Origin of the sequence: Dorea sp. Marseille-P4042, assembly GCF_900290215.1 — a bacterium.
Classification (GTDB): domain Bacteria; phylum Bacillota; class Clostridia; order Lachnospirales; family Lachnospiraceae; genus Dorea; species Dorea formicigenerans.
In genome coordinates, this window is sequence record NZ_OLMI01000002.1 from 169,342 (window position 1) to 192,989 (window position 23,648).

A 23,648-nucleotide genomic window follows, 5' to 3' on the forward strand; every position below is an offset into this window, starting at 1 on the left:
TGCTTTTTCTTTCCTCCTAGCCTGTTGTTCTCTCAATATCGATCACGTCATCAATCTGACGCAGTTTACCAATTACTTTCGCAAGTTCCTCTCGGCCATGCACAATAAATCCAGCCTCGATGGTCGCAGTTCCCTGCTTGCTCGTGCGGATATTTAAGGATTTGACATCCATCTCCATCTCCGTAAATACTTTGGAAATACTCATCAGAAGTCCCTGCTGATCTCTTGCATACATCTTGATCTCAGCCAGATACTGACCTCCTGTCTCTTCTGTCACATTTCCTTCCCACTCAGCCGGAATCAGTCTTGCACGTTCTGCTTCTGTCAAATGTATCATATTAACACAATCCGTGCGGTGAATCGAAAGTCCTCTTCCTCTTGTAACAAATCCGACAATCTCATCTCCCGGTACTGGATTACAGCATCTGGAGAACCGGACTGCCACATCATCAATTCCTTTTACGACAATTCCACTCTTGGACTTGGCAATATGGACTTTATTCTTAGCCGCCTCTGCAACTTTTTCAAGTACAATTTCATCTGTCAGTTCCTGCTTGTGATCCTTGCCATATTCTTCCGCCAGACGATTCACGACCTGTCCTTCTTTTAAGCCGCCATGTCCAATCGCGGCAAGCACAGAATCCCAGTCCTTGAATCCATATTTTCTCTGTACGATCTCTTCATATTTTGGCTGGAGCAGATTAGAAAGGTTGAGAGATTTTGCTTTGCAATAGGAGGCCACCATCTCTTTTCCTTTGATAATATTGCTCTCTTTAAATTCTTTTTTGAACCACTGATTGATCTTATTTTTTGCCTGTGTACTCTTGACTACATTCAGCCAGTCACGGCTTGGTCCTTTCGAATTCTGGGAGGTCAGAATTTCTATTCTGTCTCCATTCTGGATTCTGTAATCAATCGGAACAAGCTTTCCATTCACTCTGGCACCGACCATCTTATTGCCGACTGCACTGTGTATGGAATAAGCAAAGTCGATTGGAGTGGACCCCGTCGGCAATGTCTTTACATCCCCCTGCGGTGTAAAGCAGTACACATCATCTGCAAACAGATCCAGATCTCCTTTGATGAGGCTTAAGAATTCCTTGTTGTCAGACATATCTCTCTGCCATTCCAGAATCTGTCTGAGCCAGCTCATTTTCTCTTCTTCAGCCATAACACCTTTCTTGCTGCCGCCGGACTCTTTATACTTCCAGTGAGCAGCAATACCATATTCGGCTGTCTTATGCATCTCCTGTGTACGGATCTGGATCTCAAACGGCTGACCGATCGAACTCATCAGCGTTGTATGCAGAGACTGATACATATTCGGTTTCGGCATGGCAATATAATCTTTAAATCTTCCAGGAATCGGCGTATAAATCTCATGGATAATTCCCAATGCCGCATAACAGTCTTTGACAGAATCCACAATGATACGGACTGCAAACAGGTCATAAATCTGATCTACTGTCTTATCCTGATTGACCATCTTCTTATAAATACTGAAGAAATGCTTTACACGTCCATTTACATCTGCTTTAATCCCCGCATTTTTCATATGCATGGACACTTCATCCACAATCTGTTGGACAAATTCCTCACGCTCTGTTTTTCTGGCATTGATCTGATTTACAAGATCAAAAAATACATCTGGTTTCAGATACTTCAATGACAGATCGTCAAGTTCTGTCTTAATTTTAGAAATACCAAGCCTTCCCGCGATCGGTGCATAAATATCCATTGTCTCACGGGCCTTTTCCTGCTGTTTGGCCGGAGTCATGAACTGCAGTGTACGCATATTATGCAGACGGTCCGCAAGTTTAATGATAATGACCCGGATATCCTTTGCCATAGCAAGGAACATCTTTCTCAAATTCTCCGCCTGAAGTTCCAGTTTGTCCGCAGAATAAGCTACACGGCCAAGTTTCGTAACACCGTCTACCAGAAGAGCTACCTCTTCTCCAAACTCTTCTTTGATATAATCCTCTCCAATCTGAGTATCTTCCACTACGTCATGAAGAAGAGCTGCGATAATTGTCTCCTTATCCATCTCAAGATCCGCAAGAATGATCGCTACCCAGAGTGGGTGGATAATATACGGTTCTCCCGACTTTCTCTTTTGGTCTCCATGCGCTTTTTTTGCCAGATTATATGCCTTCTCGATCTGAGTAACATCCGCAGACGGATGATACTTTTGAATACGGGCAATTAACATGCCATAAAGCTTATCCGGGTCATCATAATCTGCCTCCTGTTTGATCCCGTGCCCATCTACCATCTGAAGTTTCCCTCTTGTGTCTTTTAGCAATGCTTCCGGAGCAATCTTGCCGTCCAGTGACTCATATGTTGTTTTATTCTCTGACATATTAACGCCTCCTTCCCTCTCTAGTCTCTCAAATGTATATCTTTTTCTATTTTCCAGGATATACAATAACTGAATCTATATCATATCCCTGTAATCTGTCACGTCCGTGAAGTCCTGCCAGTTCCATTAAAAACACAGTCTTTACAACCTTTCCGCCAAGACCTTCAATCAAATGGATCATCGCCTCATTCGTTCCGCCTGTCGCGATCAGATCATCAATGATCACAACTCTCTGCCCTGGCTTGATTGCATCTTTGTGCATCTCGATAGTTGCTGTGCCATACTCTAATTCATACTCTGCAGAAACCGTCTCTCTTGGGAGCTTTCCTTTTTTACGAATCGGAATAAATGGCTTTTTCAGATTATATGCGATCGGTACCCCGAAAATAAATCCTCTGGATTCCGGTCCGACTACTACGTCAAAGTCAAGACCTTCTAATTTTTCCTGCATCAGATCAATTGCAAGATGCAGTCCTTCCGCGTCCTGTAATACACCTGTCACATCACGAAATATGATCCCCGGTTCTGGAAAATCCGGAATACTTACTACATAATCTTCTATCGGTTTCATAATTATTCTCTCCTTCTTCTCTTTCAAGGTAAAGTATATCTTTTAGTATAGCATTATTTGTTCCATTTTTCAAAAAAAATCTATCGATAATGGGTAATTACAATCTGAATTTGTCTATCTCCCCGGAATTCCTTGATTCCAGGGTAAAATGTAATGGACATTTTCCCATTATTTTTTTCACACCGTTCTGCAAATTCCTGTGCATCATGAAAGCAGATGGCTTCCATCCGGTTTCCCTCCTCATCGATTGCTGTTGCTTTTGCAACATTTTTATTTTTCCCGATGATCTTCACATGCTGCATGACGACGCCTCTTGCCGCAAAAACCGGTTTTGTATTACCTTTTCCAAATGGTTCCATGTATTCAAGTTCTTCTATAAAATGTTCTGTAATAGCAGCAAATGGCAGTTCCATATCGATCACTACTTTTTCTGTCAGCTCTTCTTCTGAAAGCGTACACTGATCATTTAGTCTTCTTTTGAATTTCTCAACATTTTCTTTATCAAGTGAAAGGCCTGCCGCCATCGGATGTCCGCCGAATTTTGTCAGAAGATCCCCACAGCCTGTCAGTTCTTCATACATGGAATAGCTTTCGATTGATCTTCCCGATCCTTTGACTCCATCTTCGGAATCCGTCAATACAAATACCGGACGATAGTAATTTTCTCTCACACGTCCAGCCACAAGGCCGGCAAGGCTTTCATGACAATCCGGCAGATAGATAACAAGCACCTTATCCCCCCGGATATCTGTCTGTTCCACTTTCGCCATTGCCTCATCTACAACGCGGTCTGTCATATCTCTACGGCTCTCATTCAATGCTTTCAGATCGCCTGCCAGCATATCTGCCTCCCGCTCTGTCTTTGCCCGAAGCAGTGCCAGTGCTCTTTTTGCCGTATCCAGCTTACCACTGGCATTCAGACACGGAGCAAGAATAAATCCGATGTGATATGCCTGAATCTTTTTTCCCTCCAGCCCGATACACTGGATCAGAGCACGTAGTCCCAGATTAGATGTCCTCTTTAGCATCTCAAGACCCTGCTTCACCAGAATTCGATTTTCCTCTGTCAGATCCATCACATCTGCCACTGTTGCAATTGCAACATTTTCCAAAAGATAATCCAGATCCGCCACATCCTGACCATTTGCCTCACAGAGCGCCTCTACAAGCTTGTATGCAACCGCTGCACCACATAATCCTTTAAATGGATATTCACATCCTTCCTGCCTTGGGTCAACAACTGCATCTGCCGGCGGTAAAATGTATCTTCTTCCCGCTTCATTTTCCTTGTACGGCACTTCATGATGGTCTGTTACGATGATCGTCATACCAAGTGCTTTTCCATACTCAATTTCTTTCGCTGCCGCAATTCCGTTATCGCAGGTGATGATCGTATCAATTCCATCTTCATGTGCCCGGTCAATCAGATGCTGATTTAATCCATATCCGTCTTTGATACGATCCGGGATGTCGCTGTCCACCTTTGCGCCAAGCTTTTCCAGACCTTCTAAAAGAATATATGTCGCATTGATCCCATCACAGTCATAGTCTCCAATGACACGGATTTTTTCCCGGTCCCTGATTTTTTCAGTCAGAATTTCCACCGCCTGTGGCATACCCTTCATCTGCATTCCATCGTAGAGTTCCGCAATTGTATCGTTCAGATATTGGTTGATTGCTTCATCTCCAATAACATCCCGGTTACGGATCAGACTGGCCAGTCTCGGACTAATATGAAATTTCTTACTGATAGCCTCAAAATCAGCACCTTTTCTTAAAAGTACCCAGCGTTCCATAATTTTCGTCTCTCCTGTTTTATCCAAATAAATATTTGCAAAGTAAATACTACACTTTCAACAGAAATCTCCAACATCATTTTATTTACTTTGCAAATATTTACTTTAAGAAAAGAACAGCCTCGCCATAAAATATGACTTTGGCTGTTCTATAGTATTTAAAATTACTTCTTGAAGCGTTTCATTACATACCACAGCGCTCCTGTGATACATACAGATGAGTAAGCTCCGCATACAACTCCGACCATCAATGGAAGTGCAAACTCCTTGATAGAACTTACACCCATGACGTAAAGTACTGCTACCATGATAAATGTTGTAAGAGATGTATAGATACTTCTTGTCAGCGTCTGTGTAATACTCTTGTTTACAACTACTGCAACATCACTGCTCTTTGTCTTACCACGCATTTCCTCTCGGATACGGTCAAAGATAACAATGGTCGCGTTGATGGAATATCCAACGATTGTCAGAATACACGCGATAAATGTATTACCAACAGAGATTCTTGCAATTGCATAGAATCCTACTACAACAAGGACGTCATGTAAAAGAGCAAGTACCGCACTGGTCGCGAAACGGATATCTTTGAATCGGAACCAGATATACAGAAGCATACAGATTGTCGCAATAACAACCGCGATAACTGCATCTCTTCGCATCTCATTACTTACTGTAGAACTGATATTTTCTGCCGTGATCTTTGATTCGTCCACACCGAAGTTATCAACCATAGCCTTATTCAGTGCTTCACGCTTGTCAAGATCCAGTGTAACTGTCTTGATAATAACCTGATTGGTTCCGGCTACTTTCTGAGTCTGAACATTGTTATCTCCAGTTGCCTTTTCTACAACCGGAACAATTTCCTTATCAATCTCATCAATAGAGTAATCTTTATCAAATGTTACATTTGTAGATGTACCGCCCTGGAATTCAAGGCTGTATGCAAATGCTCCTTTTCCTCTTCCTTCATTGATACCGATCGTGATCACTCCTGCTGCAATTAATACAAGAGAAATTGTAAAGAACACTTTTTTCTTTGAAAGGAAATCGATTGGCTCACGCTCTTTCTTTGGACGATAATATAATTTTTCACTTCTAAGTCCGACTGCATAAAATGCATTTACGATCAATCTTGTAATAACAAGTGCTGTAAACATAGATGCGATGATACCAATTGCAAGTGTCTGTGCGAATCCTTTTACTGTACCGGAACCTTTGAACCACAATACAGCTGCTGCGATCAGAGTCGTAATATTACCATCTAAGATTGCTGATAAAGCTTTCTGGAAACCAATCTTCAGAGAATTCTTTACACTTCTTCCGCGTGCCATCTCTTCACGTACACGAGCGAAGATGATAACGTTGGCATCTACTGCCATACCAATGCCAAGAATGATACCGGCAATACCCGGAAGTGTCAATGTTACTTCAAATGCATTCAGGATTATAAGTACAAGTCCTGTATAGATTAAAAGTGCAAGTCCGGATGCAAGTCCCGGAAGCAAGTATACACAACACATGAATACAAATACAATTGCAAGTCCGATTGCTCCGGCTTTTAAACTGGTCGCAACTGCCTGCTCACCAAGCTGAGCTCCGACAACATTAGAACGTAACTCTTCCAGTTCCAGCTTCAGACCACCGATACGGATTGTAGAAGCAAGCGCATCTGCTTCTTCATAGGTCATGTTACCACTGATCTGAGCCTGTCCATTTGTAATGGCTGCCTGTACATTCGGAACACTTACAAATGCTCCGTCATAATAGATACCAATGCTCTGTCTTGCTGCCAGTGCTTTTGTTGTTGCATCTGCGAACTTTGTTGTTCCATCTTTTGTAAATGTAAGAGATACAACATTCTGTTTATTCTTTGTCAGCTGGTCTTCTGTTGTCTGAGCCTGGGCACTTTTTACATCATTGCCACTCAGTACAATAGAACCGTCTGCCTGCAATTCTTCAATTGTCTTGTTGAGCTGATAATCTTTGGACGCATCTCCCGTACTGTTCACCTGACTATAGTTTGCTGAGCCGTCACTGCCTGTCTGTGCAATAAAATACAGGGAACCCGGCTGTCCCAGTTCGTCTAAAATCTCATTGGCATCTGTAACACCAGGAATCTCGATATTAATACGGTCTCTTCCCTCCTGATATACACTTGCCTCTGTACTATACTGTTCTACGCGCTTTTGCAGCTTATAGATCGTATCACTCATCTCTTCATCCGATGGATTGTCATCTTTGACCTGATATGTGATACTTACACCACCGGCAAGGTCCAGACCCAGTTTGATATTCTTCATAGAACCTGTATGGCCTTTTCCGAATCCAACAATTGTCGTAAAACCAAGCAGTACGATCAAGGCTGCTGCCACAATAAGACTAAGTATGCCTCTGCTTTTTTTCATGATTTACTTCCTTTCTCTTTCTTCCATTCCTTCGAAGGATTCTATGTTACACATTATGCATCTGCCAGTGCTGCTTTGATCATAATGGCACATTCCACACGTTTACGCTGCATCTCACAGCCAATATCATAACAATCATGGATCGTTCCATGGAAATTATAAGAGTTTGCCATACATCCACCGCTACAGTAGAATTTAGCGAAACAATTTTTACATTTTTCTTTTGAATATACACTGCAGCTTCTGAAATCATCTGCAATCTCCGGCTTTACAATTCCATCGTCTACATTTCCCACCAGGAATTCTTCCTGTCCGACAAACTGATGGCATGGATACAGATCTCCCCATGGTGTGACAGACAGATATTCTGTTCCGGAACCACAGCCGGACATACGTTTCATCACACATGGACCGCCTTCCAGATCGATCATAAAGTGGAAGAAGTTAAATCTTTTTCCTTCTTTTTCACGCTCAATCATAATCTTGGCAAGCTTATCATACTCTTCTTTGATCTGTGGAATATCCTCTTCGCGGATCGCATATGGATCGGATTCGTCACCTACGACCGGCTCAATGGACATCTGCTTGAATCCAAGGTCTGCAAAATGCAGGATATCATTGGAGAAATCCAGATTATTTCTTGTAAATGTCCCACGGATATAATACTTCTCCTGATTACGGCTTTCAGCCAGCTTCTGGAATTTCGGCACGATCAGATCGTAACTTCCTTTTCCGTTGCGGAACGGACGCATCTTATCATTGATTTCTTTTCGTCCATCCAGGCTTAGCACAACATTGTCCATCTCTTTATTGACAAACTCCTGAGTCTCATCATTCAGAAGAACGCCGTTCGTCGTAACTGTAAATCGGAAATTCTTGTCATGAAGCTTTTCCTGTTCTCTTCCGTATGCTACCAGATCTTTGACAACCTGCCAGTTCATAAGTGGCTCTCCTCCAAAGAAATCTACTTCCAGATTTCTTCTGCTTCCGGAATTTGCGATCAGGAAATCTAATGCCTTCTTTCCGACTTCATAACTCATAAGAGCACGTCTTCCATGATACTCGCCTTCTTCTGCAAAGCAGTACCTGCAGGCCAGATTACAGTCATGTGCAATGTGAAGGCAAAGAGCCTTTACAACTGTCTTTCTCTTCTTCACGATTGGAACAAGATATTCAAACTCATCCTTTGTAAATAATTTCCCGTCCTCTGTCAGTTCAATGACATCATCAAGAGCATCTCGTAAATCTTCCTCGCTATATGTACCTCCAAGCCGCTTTTTCAGATTCTCCCATGTAAGATCACTCTTTAAAATCTCAGCTGTTGGTTCTTCGTCCGGTTCATTCAGTACAGCGATCACATCATAGCACAGGTCATCAACCACATGTACGGCTCCACTGTATACATCCAGAACAATGTTATATCCGTTATTCTTATACTGATGAATCACAGTAATAATCTCCTTTTCTATTTTTTTCTATCTCTTTAAAAATTTTAATGGTTATTTGGCAACAGAACAGAGACAGCGACCCTTTTAAGACCGCTGTCTCCTGGTTTTTTACCTATGTTCTTTTACTTATTTGCTCTGCTCACAGGTCTGATTTCCTACTGTACAGGAAGTCTTGCATGCTGACTGGCAAGATGTCTGACATTCGCCGCAACCGCCTTTTTTCACTGTCTTGTTCAGAGTCTGTGTATTCAATGTTTTCACATGTTTCATCACTACATTCCTCCTTGTCTTTGCTTGACTTTTATAAGTATAGCATCTTCCTTTCTTTTTCGCAATATTTTTATCTGAATCGTTAATTTTTAATTATTCCAGTTCATATTTTAATTACCTGCAAAAAGGTGGTTTTTTCAATTTTACTATGTTACACTTGCGTTAGATTACAAATGAATCAGAAATTGCCACTTCATTAATATGTCTTATAGGAGGTAATTGTAACATGGCAATTTCAATTGGCATTAACGGATTCGGACGTATCATTAACGGGCAGAAGATTCCTGTCTTCACAGAAGGTGATGCTGCTTCCATCCCTTGGGGTTCCTGCGGTGCCGAATACATCATCGATGCAACCGGAGCCGCTAAGGCTATCTCTCTCGTCATTCCTTCTCTGAAGGACAAGATGAGTGGTATTTCTTATCGTGTTCCAACTACAGACGTCTCAATCGTTGATCTGAACGTCGCACTAAAAGAGTCTGCATCTTATGAGGATATCTGCAAAAAAGTAAAGGAAGCCTCCATGACATATTTGTCCGGCATTCTTGATTATGTAGATGATGAAGTTGTATCTTCTGATTTCATCGGAGATTCACACGCTTCTATCTTTGATGCAAGACAGGGAATTCAAGTAAATTCTCACTTCTTTAAGGTCATCTGTTTCTATGATAATGAATGGGGCTATACAAGCCAGATTTTCCGCCTCATCAAGTACATGGATCAGGTAGACCATAATTCATAAGATGCCGGTGGAAACACTTTCCATTCTGGTATCTTTACATTTTTACATGTGGCAAAAACTTTCTGATTCGAACTGTAACTATTCTACTTTCTGTAAGGGACATATACATTCGTCATTACGATTATGAACCGTACGTAAAATAAAAGCTGCCTATATCTGTTTCCTTTTTACAAGAGATATACGCAGCTCTTATTTTTTAGTCTTTCATGATATCATACCACCGGTCATACCGCCGCCTGCACATAGTATCAGTGATGTGACAATACTAACACTGTCTCCATTCAGAGTTCTGTAAACTCCAAGTGTAATGAGCAAAAGCAATACAAAATATATGATTCCAAGAACCATCCCCCACAAGTACCGTTTTGATTTTGTCAGTTTCCCTATGATCAATCCTCCGATCAGTGTTGACACTACATAGATTCCAACAATTGCCGCCGATACAATTTTTTCATTTAATTCAAATTTATACATAAAAAATGTCAAAACCAAAAGTAATATACCGGTGACAATATAAGAAGCCAGAAGTGACTTGATCCACCATATGACCTTTATATTTTTTTGCATATTCTCCATCTCTTTCCTCCTTGTCTACCACAAGGTATGAGCCAGATCCGGCGAATATGACTGCTTCTGCAAATTTTATCACTCCATTTGCTTTCCAAGAAATCCTGCCGCACATGCCCCCAGCTTCTGTTCCAGTTTTGTAAACTTCTCTTTTTCATCTGATGACAGTAAAATAACTGCCCCCACAACATCTCCTTCGCAAATGATCGGTGTAATAGATTCCCATACATAATCCTTTTCCTGTTCCCGGAACACCCGGATATATTTCTTCTCATCTACCTTTGCCAGAATACTGTTTCTTTCTTCCAGTTCCCCTTGAAGAACTTTGCTGATATACTTTTCCTGCACCTCTTTTCTCCCATTTCCGGAAGCTGCCACGACCTGATCCATATCACAGATACACACAAGGCACCCCGCCTCTTTTGCCAGGCTGTCTGCATACATACCTGCAAATGCAGCAAGCTCTCCGATCGGTGAATATTTTTTCAATATAATCTCGCCTTCCCGGTCGGTAAATATCTCCAGTGGATCACCTTCTCTGATTCTAAGTGTTCTTCGTATTTCTTTCGGAATGACCACACGTCCCAGGTCATCAATCCGACGTACAATTCCTGTTGCCTTCATATGATTCCTCCATGATTGATTCCGCATGGCTGTTCTTTCTTCTCATGCTAAATTTTACTTTTAATGCTATTATGTGAAAATGCATGAAAATTATTCTAATAAAGGAAGCAGAATTTTTTGCGTATTCCATATTGGAAAAATTATTCTTTCTTTAAATCCCGGAATGGACTCTTCATATAATGGCATAAAATCCATCAATTTGATTGATTGGTTAATTTCAGAATAATATCACAAAACGTTCTCTGAAAATACTTCCAAATGTTTCCGTTTTGCACTTTACTCATCCTTCACTTCTTCGCCTGCAAGCTTCAGGATATCTTCCACGGTGTCTTCCGTAATACCCATACGCTCCGCCACTTCATCGATCGATACTTTTCTTCCGTATTCTTCCTTCATGCTTTTGATTGTCTCGTCCAGATCATTCACCCGCTCGACCATCTTCTTATCGCGGCGTTTTTCTTCGGTGTGGGATTCCAGCATCACCCGGATTCCAGCGCGCACCTGCTCCAGCACTTCTGCTTCTGTTGCTTTCTTATTCTCACCTAAGTACAGCATCAAGCTGACATTACCTTCCTGGATCACATCACCGATAAAGATTCCCGGCATATGCAGCTTTACTGCTTCTTCCACAACTTTTGGAAGATAATATGCAAGTGTTACCTCTTCTCCCGTCTGCTTCGCCATTTTTTCAATATCGATCAGATACTCTGCCACATAGTCTTTTTCCTGCTGGCTTAATGTATCCTTTTCTTCTTGTTCTGTTTTTTCTGTATTTTCTATAGTTCCTGTATATCCGATTACTTCCACTTTCTGAGACATCAGGAATTCATGAACCAGATTCATCTGCTCATCTGTAAGATTGTCATCCTGGAAGAAAGCTTGCACTTCCTGACTGGTCATTTTATTATTCTGGCTTGCTGCAACTGCAAGAAGCTCTCCTAATTTTTTCTGAAACTGGGCTCTGTCTGCCATATCTTTACTCCTTCGTTAAATTTTCTTTACCTTTTTATCATTCACGTTCCTGTTATTCAAGAACTCTCTTCAAATGTCAATAATAAAATTCCGATAGCTCTTCATATCTTCTGGCATCTGTTCTTCATTACACTCCTTCGTAGGAAAAATCAGGAATAAAGCTTTCTTTTGCCGTTTCGCCTTCCTGAATAAATGCCTGCTCCACGCCAAGATCTATGGCATAATCCACCAGAACATCATATGCTTTTTTCGTCACTTTCTTGGCAAGCTCCGGATATTTTTCCCGATTCAACGTATCGAGTGGAGTGTACTGGTTCATGAGACTCATATAAATCTGGTCACCATATGTTTCATAGAGGTATTTCACAATTCTTCTCGCATCTCTCAGACACCCAGGCAATAACAAATATCTCACAATCACACCTTTTTCCATAATGCCTTGTTCATCAAATTGTGGCACTCCTGTCTGTCTTATCATTTCTGCCAGTGCCCGTTTTGCTACTTCCGGATAATCTTCTGCCCCGGAATATTTCTTTGCATGCTCCGGATCCAGATATTTAAAATCCGGAAGATATACATCAACATGTCCATTTAGCCTGCGTAAAGTCTCCACCTTTTCATAGCCGCTTGTATTATAAACAATTGGAAGATTAAGCCCTTTTTTTCTTGCCTGATCCAGTGCCGCGATAATCTGTGGTACAAAGTGCGTTGGTGTCACAAGGTTAATATTGTTCGCCCCCTGTTCCTGAAGCTCCAGAAATATCTCCGATAACCGTTCAACACTTACTGTTTTTCCAACCTCACTGTTGGCAATGTGATAATTCTGGCAATATACACATCGAAGCGTACAGCCAGAGAAAAAAACAGCTCCGGATCCATTTGTCCCGGAGATACACGGTTCTTCCCACATATGAAGCGCGGCTCTGGAAAGCCGGACCAAATCCGACTCCCCACAAAAGCCACGCTTTCCTTCTTCTCGCTTAATCTGGCACTGTCTCGGGCATAACATGCACCCGTTCACTAGACAACCTGTCCTTTCGCAACAAATACAGGAAATGCTTCATCACCCTTTAATTCTTTTCCATCGGTGATTTTTACATTCTTATCTGAAATGATATATTCCAGCTTTGTACCTTCTCCAACAATCGTATCCTGCATTAAAACACAATTCTTCACTTTCGCACCTTTTGCGATCTTCACACCACGGAATAAAATACTGTTCTCCACTTCACCTTCGATCACACAACCGTCTGCTACCATAACATTACTTGCTTTTGCATTGCCGATGTATCTGGTCGGATTATCGTCACGAATCTTTGTATAGATGGGATTACCTGTAAAAAGCTTCTCAAGATTCTTATCATCCAGAAGTTTCATATTCTCATCAAAATAACTCTTAAGTCCGGTGATTCTCGCCACATATCCTTTATGCTCATAAGCCATGACTTTATATGTATCCAGATGCGGGATCAGGATGTCCCGCTCCAGTGAAATAGCTCCACGCATAAACGCTTCATTAATGGTATCGATCAGCCACTCTCTGTTCGCAATGTATATATTCATAGAGAAATTCTGCACACCCTGCTCCTGCTTATTGATGTAGATGTCTTCTACTTTATCTCCATCCAGCTTCAACGTATAATAAAGCCCTTTACTTGCATCTTTTGCACCAGTCAGTTCCTGTGGCAGTTCCTCTTTTGTATAAGCGAACGTAATATCTGCATCTGTTTTTACATGCTGTGCGATCAGCGCATTGAAATCAAAATTTGCAGCAATATTCGTATCTGCCATAATCACATATTTTTCTTTTTGCTTTTTGAGTACCGGAAGAATATTGGCGAGCGCTTCCACTCTTCCTCCTCCCATACTGCCAATCGACTTCTGGGCAAATGGAGGAAAGATACTAAGTCCTCCGTTCTTACGGCTGAGATCCCACTCTCGGCCACCACCTAAATGGTCTACAAGCGAATGATAATTCTCACGAACAAGCACTTCTATTTTATCAATTCCGCAGCCAACCATACTGGATAACAAAAAATCGATCATTCGATAACGGCTTGCAAATGGAATGGAAGCCATTAGTCTTTCGCTGACCAGTTCCGGAACAAACTTATCATAATTATTCGGGAAAATAATTCCCATTGCGTCCGCATTTGCATTTATCATTTTTCTTCACCGTCCTTTACATCTTCACTGATCATGGCATTCGATCCAATCTTGGCACCTGTTCCGACGCAGACATCCGGTCCGATGGTTGCAACTCCTTGCTCATCTTCTGTCGGCATAGCTCCTACCACAGCATTTTCACCAATCACTACATTCTCCGCAACAATACAATGCTTTACACTGGCTCCGGCTTTAATCGTTGTTCTGCCCATAACGACTGCATCTTCTACAACTGCTCCGGCTTCTACTTTCACTCCGGCAAATAAGATAGAATGTTTCACGCTGCCTGCGATCTTACATCCATCTGTGATCATCGAGTTCTCTACATTGGCTCCGGCACAGATCTTATGTCCCGGCATACCACTGTTCCTGCTGTAGATCTTCCAGTCTTCATCAAACAGGTTAATTCCACTGTGTTCCGGATCCAGCACTTCCATATTCGCTTCCCACAAAGATGGAATCGTTCCCACATCTTTCCAGTATCCGTTAAAATGATACGCGTACATTTTTCTCTCATCATGCAGCAGATTCGGTATAATATTATTTCCAAAATCATTTTCAGATTCCAGGTCAGCCTCATCTTCAATCAGGTATTGTTTTAAAATATCCCAGTTGAATATGTAAATACCCATAGAGGCAAGATTGGATTTCGGATTCTTCGGTTTTTCCTGGAATTCCGTAATACGGTCATCATCGTCCGTGACCATAAGTCCGAATCTTGGTGCCTCCTCCCACGGGACTTCCATAACCGCAACACTGAATTCTGCGTTCTTTTCTTTGTGGAATCTAAGAAAATCACTATAATCCTGCTTGCAGATCTGATCTCCCGATAAAATAATGACATATTCCGGATCATAGCGCTCGATAAATGAAATATTCTGGTAAATTGCATTTGCTGTACCTTTATACCAATCTGAGCCAGATGCCTTCTGATATGGTGGTAATACATGAACTCCTCCATAGATTCGGTCCAGATCCCACGGTTGCCCATTTCCGATATACTCATTCAGCTCCAGAGGCTGATACTGAGTCAGAATACCTACTGTATCAATACCAGAATTTACGCAGTTTGAAAGTGGAAAGTCTATGATTCGATACTTTCCGCCAAATGGAACTGCCGGTTTTGCAAGCTTCTGGGTCAGCGCATACAGTCTGGAGCCCTGCCCTCCGGCAAGTAACATTGCTATCATTTCTTTGCCCATTATAGTTCCCCTTTCTCATTCTATCATCTACCTGTAAAATGACAGATTATTTATTCTTGATATAAAAAATATTATACTATATTTCAGTTATTTTTTCTACAAACTCACTTATTGTTTTTCCAAAATTTTTGTTAGTTTTCTGTTAATTCTAATATCAGAATGAAGCATTATTTCTGTATGAATCTTTCTTTCAAAATCCAGGGCTGGATATTTTCAATCTAGTCTTGTATAATAAAAGTAGTAATTTCGAGGAGGATATGTATCATGAGTAAAATTGATGAAATTAGAAGTGCTATGGTCGCAGCTATGAAAGCCGGCGAAAAGGAGAAAAAGGAAACTTTATCCATGCTTCTGGCAGCTCTTAAGAATAAACAGATCGACAAACGTGCAGATCTGACAGAAGAAGAAGAGATTCAGGTTATCATGAAAGAAATCAAGCAGACAAAAGAGACTTTGGAGATGACACCTGCTGACCGTACTGATATTATTGAAGAATGCAACCGCCGCCTGACTGTTCTGGGAGCCTACGCTCCAAAAATGATGGACGAAGACGAGATCAAGGGAATCATCGAAGGTGTGTTATCTGAACTTGGTATCGAGAACCCAACCGGAAAAGACAAAGGAAATATCATGAAACATCTGATGCCAAAGGTAAAAGGTAAAGCTGATGGTAAGCTTGTCAATGATCTTGTATCCACATATTTCAAATAATTTTAGAATTTCCATAGAGAAGAAAAGACCTGCCGGTTGGCAGGTCTTTTCTTCTCTATGGAAATTTTTTCATGTCTTTCAGACTTACTGCATTTTAATTATCTGTCTGAGCCCGATCATCTGTCTGCACCTGATCTGTATACGGTGTCTGAGTCTCAGTCTTCATCTTTACAGACACTTTCTGGAAACTTACTTTTTTCCATACACCCTTATGCACTTTAATATCTGCTTTTTTTCTCCACTTTTTCACTGTATCATCATAAAGCTTTTTCTGACGTTCCTGTACAATCTTTGATTTCTTAGAGTCCGTTGCTGTACGATCTAACAGGCTTGTAACTTTTGCTACGTAACAGCCTTTTTCTGTCTCAATCACATCTGTAGATTCTCCCTCGCCCAGTGCATCTGCGACTTTAATCAAATCTTCATCAGGAGAAGTTGTATCTTTATCAAACGTCAGTGTCTGAACCGTTGCCCCTTGCTCTTCTGCAAGCGCGTTCAAATCTCCACCTTCCTTCAGACCGGAAGCAATCGCCTCTGCCTGAGACTTTAACTGCGCTTTTTCATCATCGGAAACGTCTTTGCTGTTGCCGGAATCATCTTTTGTCTGATAAGAAATGAACACATAATCCATGCTCTTCTGTGCTGCTTCTTCATCTGAGACTTCTGTATCTGCCCCGGCCTGGATCGCAGTTCGCATCTTCTGCTGAACTGCCATCAGTGTCAATGCACGATTTACAGTCTTCTCATTGCCAGATACAAGATTCTTGTCATCTAAAGAATTATCATTCAGAAACTGCTGCGTTGTCTCCTTGATCATTGCTTTATCTTCATCTGTAATTGACACATCATAATCTTCCATATGCTTTTCAAGAAGAATCATATCTTCCAGTGATTTCAGTACAGAACTCTTTACAGATTCTTCGTATGTCTCTCCGTCAGAAGCATCTGAGTTCCACTTATCTTCTCCCAGATAAGCAGAATAATATGTCTCATATGTTGCCTGTGTATATCTTGCGAAGAAATTGGCCAGATCCGCATCAATCTTTGTATCATCGACTGTCGCAACCGTCTCGTCTCCTTTTAATGATCCGCATCCGGTCAGTGTTGCAGCCGCCAATACTCCTGCAAGAGCCAGCGCAAATAATCTCTTTTTCATATCGTTTTCGTATCCTCCTTCATTCTGATGGGCAAAGAAATGTCCACTTTTTTTATTATATCTTCTTTTTTCTAGTCAAGCAATCCTTTTATACCAATTAACACTTTTTTCACAACCTCAATTGGATTCTCCACTTCACCACGCTTTGTTTTCTTCTTTCTCTGGTAAATGAATTTGGGATCCGATATATCCGCCTTAAATGACAGAGCTTCCGGAAATTGTTTTAAAAGATCCGGGATCCGCTCTACATGGATTTTTGCTTTTTCATACATACGGAATGTATAGGTCACACCTTTTTGAGTCACCTCTGTCACATACGCCTGGTGCGCCAGATTCTTAAGCCTTGCTACTTCCAGAAGGAGCTCCACTTTTTTAGGAATATCTCCAAAACGGTCAATCAACTCCTCTATCATATCGTCCATCTCTTCCTCAGACTCGATGGCAGCAATTCTCTTATAAATATCCAGCTTATGATATTCATTTGGTATATAAGAATCCGGAATATACGCATCGACATTGATATCCAATGCTGTCGTAAATGTATCCTCTTCTGATAATTCCCCTTTTAAATGTTTGACTGCCTCATTTAACATTTTGCAGTACATATCGTATCCGACCGCTTCCATATGCCCGTGCTGTTCGGCACCAAGAAGATTTCCAGCTCCACGGATTTCAAGATCACGCATGGCAATTTTGAATCCTGATCCAAGATCTGTAAATTCCCGGATTGCCGCCAGACGCTTCTCTGCAATCTCTTTCAATAATTTGTCCTTCCGGTACAACAAAAATGCATAGGCCATACGCCCGGAACGCCCGACGCGGCCACGAAGCTGATAGAGCTGGGAAAGGCCAAGCCGGTCTGCGTCGTGAATGATCATGGTATTTACATTGGATATATCAAGACCCGTTTCAATAATCGTTGTCGACACAAGCACATCAATATCTCCATTAATAAAATCATACATGATTTTTTCAAGCTCATGCTCCTTCATCTGTCCGTGGGCAAAGGATACATTTAACTCCGGGACAAGTTTCTGAATATGCGCTGTCACCTCTGCAATGTCTTCCACTCGATTGTACACATAGTAGACCTGTCCGTTTCTCGCACATTCTCGTTCGATTGCCTCCCTGACCATCTCATCATTATATTCCATCACATACGTCTGGATCGGCAGCCGGTCCTGCGGTGCCTCCTCCAGCACGCTCATATCACGGATTCCGATAAGGCTCATATGAAGAGTTCTTGGAATCGGCGTTGCCGTCAACGTCAGAACGTCTACATTTTTCTTTAACTTTTTGATTTTCTCCTTGTGCTGGACTCCAAAACGCTGCTCCTCGTCGATGATCAGCAATCCCAGATCCTTATACTCAATATCACCACTGAGCACACGGTGGGTTCCAACCACAATGTCCACCAGCCCGCGTTTCAAGTTCTGAATCGTATCTCTTTGCTGAGCCGTAGTCCTGAATCGGCACATCAGATCTACCCGGACCGGGAAATCCTTCATTCTCTGGCAAAATGTATTGTAATGTTGCTGTGCCAAAATAGTGGTCGGTACCAGATAGACCACCTGCTTATTTTCCTGTACTGCCTTAAATGCCGCACGGATTGCAATTTCCGTCTTTCCATAACCTACATCACCACAGATCAGACGATCCATGATCTTGTGGCTTTCCATATCCTTCTTCACAGCATTGATCGCCAGAAGCTGATCTTCTGTCTCCTCATACGGGAACATTTCCTCAAATTCTTTCTGCCAGACTGTATCCTCCCCGTAAACAAACCCATCCTGATTCTGTCTTGCTGCATAAAGTTCTACCAGATCTTTTGCAATTTCTTTAACTGCCCCCCGAACCTTTGCCTTCGTCTTTGTCCACTCCTGAGTTCCAAGACGGTTAAGTTTTGGTTTTTTTGAATCAGAACCGGCATATTTCTGGATCAGATCCAACTGTGTTGCCGGAATATAAAGATTTCCACCCTTAGCATAGGAAATCTTCATATAGTCTTTGGAAATCTTATCCACTTCGATTTTTTCAATTCCTTGATAAATTCCCAGTCCATGATTCTCATGTACCACATAATCTCCAGGTTTTAATTCCGAGAAGCTTTGAATCTTACGCCCTTCATAAGTGGTACGGCGTTTTTTCTTCCTTTTATTCTTTCCGAAAATATCCGTTTCTGAAATTACAACAAAATTCAAAAGTGGATACTCATAGCCTTCTGCAATATAACCATAAGCAGTCATAATTTCTCCCGGTTCTACTTCACGATCCATATCTTCACTGTAAAAGCTGCTCAGATTGTAATCTCGAAGATCTTCTGCCAGGCGCCTTGCTCTTGTTCTGGAACCGGAAAGCAGAATGACACGGCTCTGATTTCGTTTCATTTTTTTCAGATCCTGCGTTAGAAGTTCAAAACTTCTATTGTATGGATCCACATTTTTCGTTTGAAGATTATAACTTGCCCGGATATTCAACCCAGGGCAACGCATATCCAACGCCTGAAATCCCACGCTGGAATATTCATTCATTTTCCTCATAATCTCCTGCGTTGTAAAAAGCACCGCTTCGCTGTCGGCTACTTCGTATCCGCTCTGGGCACGTCGTTTCTGGGCTTCCAGAAATTCTTCTTCCACTCCTTCCCCTTTTTCCTTCAAACGCACAGGCTCATCTAAGAAAAGAATTGTATTTTCTTTTTCAAAATAATCCAGAAAAGAAACTCTTTTTTCTTCTTCCTCTGGAAATTCTGTAGCCGGAAACACTTCTACCTCGTCAAGCTTCTCGATAGATCGCTGCGTCTCCGGATCAAAGGTTCGAATAGAATCCACCTCATCTCCCCAAAGTTCAATCCTAACCGGGAGCTCCTCCGTCAGCGGATATACATCCAAGATGCCGCCACGGACCGCAAACTGCCCCGGTCCTGCCACCTCTATCTCTCTGTCATATCCACACTGTGCCAGCTTCACAGACAATTCATCCAGATTCAGAGTCTCGTCGGAGCATATCTTGATCACCCTGCTCTTTATCATTTCTTTTGGAAGGAGTGCATCCATAAATGCATCAAAACTAGCAACCACAGTTATCGGTTCGCCTTTTAAAACTGCCTGTATCACCTGCATTCGCTGACTGATCAGCTCTTTACTACGAATATCTGCCTGGTAAAACAGCAAGTCTTTTGCCGGATAAAAACTAATGGCTGCATCTAAAAAACAATACTCTTCATAAATCTGTTTCGCTTTTGCCTCACTGGAACAGGCGATGACTTTATAACAACAGCCATCGCTAAGTGCGTACATCATATGAGTCTTCTGGGAATTCACACAACCTGTCAGCATCAGAACTCCTGGAGCTTCTTTTTTCTTTTTTACGATATCTTCATATTCTGCCAGTTCCAAAAGCGGCTTAAGTAACGCCTGCACTTTTACTCCTCCTTCGGCTTCACTTTACGGTTATACTCATTCATGGCCGCATCAATCTCACCTTTTAATATCTCTTCTGTGGCAGAAATTGCCTTTTCATATCCCTCTTCCATAAGTTCCAGATCCTCTCCATGAAAATGTCCGAGAACATAGGCAGCCAGATCATATCCTTTCGGCTTTTCTCCCACTCCGACTTTAATTCTTTGAAATGTATCTGTCCCAAGCTGGGCAATCATATTTTTAATTCCGTTATGTCCACCGGCACTTCCTTTTTTACGAATCCGGATCTGCCCCGGGTTCAGACTAATATCATCATAGATCACAAGCAGCTCTTCTTTCGGATCTACCTTAAAATAATCCACCAGCTCGCGAATGCTCTCACCACTTAAATTCATATAAGTCTGCGGTTTAACAAGAAGAACCTTCTGACCTTCGATGATTCCTTTTCCAACATAGGCACGCCCTTTTTTTGCGTCCACTGCAATATTATATTTTTCTGCGATTTTATCTATCACCTGAAATCCTACATTATGTCTTGTACCTTCGTATTCTTTTGTCGGATTTCCAAGTCCTGCTATAATTATCATATTTTCCACCTCTTTATCTCTACCCATTCTACAGGATAACTATTCTTTTGTCACGAAAAAAGCTGTATAATTTTCCAACCTTTTTCATACATTATAAAGAACAAAAACCTAAGAAAACAAATACAGGAGGTTATTATGAGTTCAAAAACAAAAATCGTTGTACTTCACATGAAGGAAATTATTTATACAGTCCTGTTCATCTGTCTCGGCATTTTGCTGGTAGCACTGCTTACATTTATGTTCCACCCGAAAAACAAAGAAACTTCCTCATCAAAGAGCACTTCCTATCAACCGGGCATCTACACTTCACAGCTTACTTTGGGCGATAAAGAGCTGGAAGTAGAAGTCACAGTCGACGAAAATCATATCAACTCTATCCGATTTTCCAACCTGGACGACACCGTCACCACCATGTATCCGTTGATCCAGCCGACTATGGAAGAAATCGCAGACCAGATCTGCCAGACACAATCGCTAGAAAACATTTCTTATTCCTCCGACAATCCATATACCTCTCAAATCATCATCAACGCCATTGATGATGCCCTAAAAAAAGCCGTAACCACCAGATAGTTACGGCTTTTTCTCTTCTATGTAGTTTTCTTATTATCTGTGCTGCTTCAACCTCTTTTCCGGACATTTTACTGCACCGGATTTTAACCTTCCACAATCAGATATCTTCCGTCCGGAATCGGGAACACTTCTGCTGCTTCTTCCAGTTCCTCATCAGACATTCCCTGAATATCCATTCCTTCTTCTTCCAGGAATTCTTTTACCTCATCAATGTTTTCCACAACAACTGCCATGCAGTCCTCCAGAAATGCTTCTGCATCTTCCAGCGTCTCTGCAACTGCCTCCTCAAAAAGTTGTGATTGATTTTCAAGAAATACGTTCAGACATTCCTCATCAAACTCATTCATTACCTCTTAACCTCCTTTTATAGATATTCCTGCAATTTCTCTGCCTTGTCTATCATATACTGGGCTCCGGCAATCATTAACTCTTCTTTCGTACGAAATCCCCACGTCACTGCGATAGTTTTTACTCCTGCATTCTTTCCAGTCACCACATCTACTTCAGAATCTCCTACATACAGACACTCCTTGTAATCTACACCGAGCTTTTTCGCCACATAAAACACTCCCGCCGGATCCGGTTTTCTTGGAATTTCATCCTTCTGTCCCTGTACCCAGTCAAACAACTTCTCACCATAAATTGCATGAACCGCTTTCACCGCCTGACAATGAGGTTTATTGGACAGCACCGCCAATTTCACTCCCTGTTTCTTTAACTTATACAGCATTTCCGGGACGCCTTCGCAAGGTGTTACATGATATGTACAATTCTCATCAAATATGCGTCCATAGATCTGCATACCTTCCTCAATTCTGGTCGCACCAGGATTCCCCGATGCATCCAGCGCCTTCTCCATCAACACCCTCGCACCATTCCCTACGAACTCCCGACACTGTTCTTTAGAAATCTCCGAAAGATTCATCTCTTTTAATGTCAGGTTAACCGAATAGACCATGGAATCCAACGTATTACCAATCGTACCATCAAGATCAAAAATACATGCCTTAATCATTGCCAAAAAATCCTCCATGCCAATATCATAGTATGAGACGTCGGAGATGTCAATTACCAATTGGGGACGGGGTTTTTTCAAAAAAACCCCGTCCCCAATTGGACTTTAACCTGTCCCTTTTTTTAACCCCACCTACGTTTTTACGGGCTTTAGTGCTTCTCACACCTGTCCCTTTTTAACTTTCCACCAAATACTGCCTCATTATGCGAAGTGCGTTTTTTTCCAGGCGGCTTACTTGTGCCTGGCTGATTCCCACATCTCTTGCCACTTCCATCTGGGTTCTCCCGTCAAAAAAGCGAAGGGAAATAATGTATCTTTCCCGTTCGTTTAAATGTTCCATGGCAGCCTGTAGCGACAGGCTTTCGACCCATTTTTCTTCTTTATTCTTGTGATCGCTGATCTGGTCCATCACGTAAAGTGCGTCGCCTCCGTCACTGTACACTGGCTCCTGGAGGCTCATAGGTGCCTGAATGGCATCTAGCGCATATACAATGTCCTCCTTGGCTATTCCAATCTCCTGTGCGATTTCCTGAACTGTAGGCTCTCGCATATTCTGTTTCACATAATTTTCTTTCGCATAAATTGCTTTGTATGCGGTATCACGAAGGGAACGGCTGACTCGTATACTGCTGTTATCCCGCATGTAACGCCGAATTTCTCCAATGATCATAGGCACTGCATAAGTGCTGAATTTGACGTCCAGCTCCGTATTAAAATTATTGATTGCCTTAATCAGCCCAATACAACCAATCTGAAATAAATCATCGGGGTTTTCATTACTGGAATGAAATCGTTTGATCACACTTAGAACCAGTCTTAAATTTCCTTTGATATATTCCTCTTTCGCCTCATCATCTCCCGCTTTAATACGCGCAAACAAAGCTTCCTTCTCCTCTTCTTTCAGGATAGGAAGCTTTGCCGTATTCACACCACATATTTCAACTTTTCCCTGCATTTTTTCGAACCTCCTGCCAGATGTTTTCTGATTACGTCTAGTAGAAATTCTCTCCATATGCAGGTTACTTATTCGTAAGTGTCATGAAATTAAAAAATTTTTGC

The 23,648-nt window shown here is 41.8% G+C and carries 21 protein-coding genes; 3 read left to right on the forward strand and 18 right to left on the reverse strand.

Going from position 1 to position 23,648, the window contains the following annotated elements:
• Positions 1 to 16: 16 nt before the first annotated feature.
• From C7E02_RS06225 to scfA, 6 genes are all read right to left on the reverse strand, one after another.
• On the reverse strand, positions 17 to 2,362 hold the full coding sequence (locus tag C7E02_RS06225; RefSeq protein ID WP_105309085.1) for a RelA/SpoT family protein: 2,346 nt from the start codon (positions 2,360 to 2,362) through the stop codon (positions 17 to 19).
• A 46-nt stretch (positions 2,363 to 2,408) separates the two neighbouring features.
• Positions 2,409 to 2,933 (reverse strand): adenine phosphoribosyltransferase, encoded by a 525-nt coding sequence (locus tag C7E02_RS06230; RefSeq protein ID WP_105309086.1) that lies wholly within the window; start codon positions 2,931 to 2,933, stop codon positions 2,409 to 2,411.
• A gap of 80 nt (positions 2,934 to 3,013) precedes the next feature.
• Positions 3,014 to 4,729 carry a single-stranded-DNA-specific exonuclease RecJ gene (recJ, locus tag C7E02_RS06235; RefSeq protein WP_105309087.1) on the reverse strand — a complete coding sequence of 572 codons (1,716 nt, stop codon included), beginning with the start codon at positions 4,727 to 4,729 and terminating at the stop codon, positions 3,014 to 3,016.
• A gap of 164 nt (positions 4,730 to 4,893) precedes the next feature.
• Positions 4,894 to 7,137: a protein translocase subunit SecDF gene (locus tag C7E02_RS06240; RefSeq protein WP_022279796.1), complete on the reverse strand. Its 2,244-nt coding sequence runs from the start codon at positions 7,135 to 7,137 to the stop codon at positions 4,894 to 4,896.
• A 53-nt stretch (positions 7,138 to 7,190) separates the two neighbouring features.
• Positions 7,191 to 8,585, reverse strand: coding sequence for a thioether cross-link-forming SCIFF peptide maturase (gene scfB / locus C7E02_RS06245; protein ID WP_105309088.1), 1,395 nt, complete (start codon positions 8,583 to 8,585; stop codon positions 7,191 to 7,193).
• Positions 8,586 to 8,711: 126 nt separating this feature from the next.
• Positions 8,712 to 8,855 (reverse strand): six-cysteine ranthipeptide SCIFF, encoded by a 144-nt coding sequence (scfA, locus tag C7E02_RS06250; RefSeq protein ID WP_005331596.1) that lies wholly within the window; start codon positions 8,853 to 8,855, stop codon positions 8,712 to 8,714.
• A gap of 226 nt (positions 8,856 to 9,081) precedes the next feature.
• On the opposite strand from scfA, the gene C7E02_RS06255 reads away from it, so the two are divergent.
• Positions 9,082 to 9,597 (forward strand): glyceraldehyde-3-phosphate dehydrogenase, encoded by a 516-nt coding sequence (locus tag C7E02_RS06255; RefSeq protein WP_005337754.1) that lies wholly within the window; start codon positions 9,082 to 9,084, stop codon positions 9,595 to 9,597.
• A gap of 204 nt (positions 9,598 to 9,801) precedes the next feature.
• On the opposite strand, the gene C7E02_RS06260 is transcribed toward C7E02_RS06255, so the two are convergent.
• From C7E02_RS06260 to C7E02_RS06290, 6 genes are all read right to left on the reverse strand, one after another.
• Positions 9,802 to 10,173 carry a TIGR04086 family membrane protein gene (locus tag C7E02_RS06260; RefSeq protein WP_105309089.1) on the reverse strand — a complete coding sequence of 124 codons (372 nt, stop codon included), beginning with the start codon at positions 10,171 to 10,173 and terminating at the stop codon, positions 9,802 to 9,804.
• Positions 10,174 to 10,242: 69 nt separating this feature from the next.
• On the reverse strand, positions 10,243 to 10,788 hold the full coding sequence (spoVT, locus tag C7E02_RS06265; protein ID WP_005331603.1) for a stage V sporulation protein T: 546 nt from the start codon (positions 10,786 to 10,788) through the stop codon (positions 10,243 to 10,245).
• 276 nt (positions 10,789 to 11,064) lie between these two features.
• The gene (locus C7E02_RS06275; RefSeq protein ID WP_105309090.1) at positions 11,065 to 11,760 is read right to left on the reverse strand and encodes a sigma-70 domain-containing protein; all 696 of its coding nucleotides are present in this window, start codon (positions 11,758 to 11,760) and stop codon (positions 11,065 to 11,067) included.
• A gap of 127 nt (positions 11,761 to 11,887) precedes the next feature.
• Positions 11,888 to 12,769: a radical SAM protein gene (locus C7E02_RS06280; RefSeq protein ID WP_105309806.1), complete on the reverse strand. Its 882-nt coding sequence runs from the start codon at positions 12,767 to 12,769 to the stop codon at positions 11,888 to 11,890.
• Positions 12,770 to 12,780: 11 nt separating this feature from the next.
• Positions 12,781 to 13,926, reverse strand: coding sequence for a glucose-1-phosphate adenylyltransferase subunit GlgD (gene glgD, locus C7E02_RS06285; protein WP_005337757.1), 1,146 nt, complete (start codon positions 13,924 to 13,926; stop codon positions 12,781 to 12,783).
• Positions 13,923 to 15,128 (reverse strand): glucose-1-phosphate adenylyltransferase, encoded by a 1,206-nt coding sequence (locus C7E02_RS06290; RefSeq protein ID WP_005337758.1) that lies wholly within the window; start codon positions 15,126 to 15,128, stop codon positions 13,923 to 13,925. The genes glgD and C7E02_RS06290 overlap by 4 nt, the downstream gene beginning before the upstream one ends.
• 264 nt (positions 15,129 to 15,392) lie before the next feature.
• Here C7E02_RS06290 and C7E02_RS06295 point away from each other — a divergent pair, with 264 nt between their 5' ends.
• Entirely contained in the window at positions 15,393 to 15,839 is a 447-nt protein-coding gene (locus C7E02_RS06295; protein ID WP_105309091.1) for a GatB/YqeY domain-containing protein, read from the forward strand.
• Positions 15,840 to 15,933: 94 nt separating this feature from the next.
• Here C7E02_RS06295 and C7E02_RS06300 read toward each other — a convergent pair whose 3' ends face one another.
• The 3 genes from C7E02_RS06300 to pth form a co-directional block, all read right to left on the reverse strand.
• A complete protein-coding gene (locus C7E02_RS06300; RefSeq protein WP_105309092.1) occupies positions 15,934 to 16,995 on the reverse strand; it encodes a peptidylprolyl isomerase in 1,062 nt (353 codons plus the stop codon).
• A gap of 71 nt (positions 16,996 to 17,066) precedes the next feature.
• Complete coding sequence (mfd, locus tag C7E02_RS06305; protein WP_105309093.1) at positions 17,067 to 20,414, reverse strand: transcription-repair coupling factor; 3,348 nt, start codon at positions 20,412 to 20,414, stop codon at positions 17,067 to 17,069.
• A 2-nt stretch (positions 20,415 to 20,416) separates the two neighbouring features.
• Positions 20,417 to 21,001, reverse strand: coding sequence for an aminoacyl-tRNA hydrolase (gene pth / locus C7E02_RS06310; protein ID WP_022279786.1), 585 nt, complete (start codon positions 20,999 to 21,001; stop codon positions 20,417 to 20,419).
• A gap of 135 nt (positions 21,002 to 21,136) precedes the next feature.
• On the opposite strand from pth, the gene C7E02_RS06315 reads away from it, so the two are divergent.
• Entirely contained in the window at positions 21,137 to 21,574 is a 438-nt protein-coding gene (locus tag C7E02_RS06315) for an FMN-binding protein (protein WP_005331613.1), read from the forward strand.
• Positions 21,575 to 21,657: 83 nt separating this feature from the next.
• Here the strand turns inward: C7E02_RS06315 and C7E02_RS06320 are convergent, their stop codons facing one another.
• From C7E02_RS06320 to sigG, 3 genes are all read right to left on the reverse strand, one after another.
• Positions 21,658 to 21,921 (reverse strand): hypothetical protein, encoded by a 264-nt coding sequence (locus C7E02_RS06320; protein WP_005331615.1) that lies wholly within the window; start codon positions 21,919 to 21,921, stop codon positions 21,658 to 21,660.
• A gap of 17 nt (positions 21,922 to 21,938) precedes the next feature.
• Entirely contained in the window at positions 21,939 to 22,589 is a 651-nt protein-coding gene (locus C7E02_RS06325) for an HAD family hydrolase (RefSeq protein ID WP_022279785.1), read from the reverse strand.
• A 175-nt stretch (positions 22,590 to 22,764) separates the two neighbouring features.
• Complete coding sequence (gene sigG / locus C7E02_RS06330; RefSeq protein ID WP_022279784.1) at positions 22,765 to 23,544, reverse strand: RNA polymerase sporulation sigma factor SigG; 780 nt, start codon at positions 23,542 to 23,544, stop codon at positions 22,765 to 22,767.
• Positions 23,545 to 23,648 lie beyond the last annotated feature (104 nt).

What these genes read in the sequence shown, in the direction of transcription:
- spoVT (WP_005331603.1), bottom strand. Translation starts at nt 10,788, where the DNA reads ATGAAGGCAACAGGAATTGTACGTCGGATTGATGACCTGGGACGTGTG.
- C7E02_RS06315 (WP_005331613.1), top strand. Translation starts at nt 21,137, where the DNA reads ATGAGTTCAAAAACAAAAATCGTTGTACTTCACATGAAGGAAATTATT.
- scfA (WP_005331596.1), bottom strand. Translation starts at nt 8,855, where the DNA reads ATGAAACATGTGAAAACATTGAATACACAGACTCTGAACAAGACAGTG.
- C7E02_RS06225 (WP_105309085.1), bottom strand. Translation starts at nt 2,362, where the DNA reads ATGTCAGAGAATAAAACAACATATGAGTCACTGGACGGCAAGATTGCT.
- C7E02_RS06240 (WP_022279796.1), bottom strand. Translation starts at nt 7,137, where the DNA reads ATGAAAAAAAGCAGAGGCATACTTAGTCTTATTGTGGCAGCAGCCTTG.
- pth (WP_022279786.1), bottom strand. Translation starts at nt 21,001, where the DNA reads ATGATAATTATAGCAGGACTTGGAAATCCGACAAAAGAATACGAAGGT.
- recJ (WP_105309087.1), bottom strand. Translation starts at nt 4,729, where the DNA reads ATGGAACGCTGGGTACTTTTAAGAAAAGGTGCTGATTTTGAGGCTATC.
- sigG (WP_022279784.1), bottom strand. Translation starts at nt 23,544, where the DNA reads ATGCAGGGAAAAGTTGAAATATGTGGTGTGAATACGGCAAAGCTTCCT.
- C7E02_RS06325 (WP_022279785.1), bottom strand. Translation starts at nt 22,589, where the DNA reads ATGATTAAGGCATGTATTTTTGATCTTGATGGTACGATTGGTAATACG.
- C7E02_RS06260 (WP_105309089.1), bottom strand. Translation starts at nt 10,173, where the DNA reads ATGGAGAATATGCAAAAAAATATAAAGGTCATATGGTGGATCAAGTCA.
- C7E02_RS06255 (WP_005337754.1), top strand. Translation starts at nt 9,082, where the DNA reads ATGGCAATTTCAATTGGCATTAACGGATTCGGACGTATCATTAACGGG.
- C7E02_RS06230 (WP_105309086.1), bottom strand. Translation starts at nt 2,933, where the DNA reads ATGAAACCGATAGAAGATTATGTAGTAAGTATTCCGGATTTTCCAGAA.
- glgD (WP_005337757.1), bottom strand. Translation starts at nt 13,926, where the DNA reads ATGATAAATGCAAATGCGGACGCAATGGGAATTATTTTCCCGAATAAT.
- C7E02_RS06300 (WP_105309092.1), bottom strand. Translation starts at nt 16,995, where the DNA reads ATGAAAAAGAGATTATTTGCGCTGGCTCTTGCAGGAGTATTGGCGGCT.
- C7E02_RS06280 (WP_105309806.1), bottom strand. Translation starts at nt 12,769, where the DNA reads ATGTTATGCCCGAGACAGTGCCAGATTAAGCGAGAAGAAGGAAAGCGT.
- C7E02_RS06275 (WP_105309090.1), bottom strand. Translation starts at nt 11,760, where the DNA reads ATGGCAGACAGAGCCCAGTTTCAGAAAAAATTAGGAGAGCTTCTTGCA.
- C7E02_RS06320 (WP_005331615.1), bottom strand. Translation starts at nt 21,921, where the DNA reads ATGAATGAGTTTGATGAGGAATGTCTGAACGTATTTCTTGAAAATCAA.
- C7E02_RS06290 (WP_005337758.1), bottom strand. Translation starts at nt 15,128, where the DNA reads ATGGGCAAAGAAATGATAGCAATGTTACTTGCCGGAGGGCAGGGCTCC.
- C7E02_RS06295 (WP_105309091.1), top strand. Translation starts at nt 15,393, where the DNA reads ATGAGTAAAATTGATGAAATTAGAAGTGCTATGGTCGCAGCTATGAAA.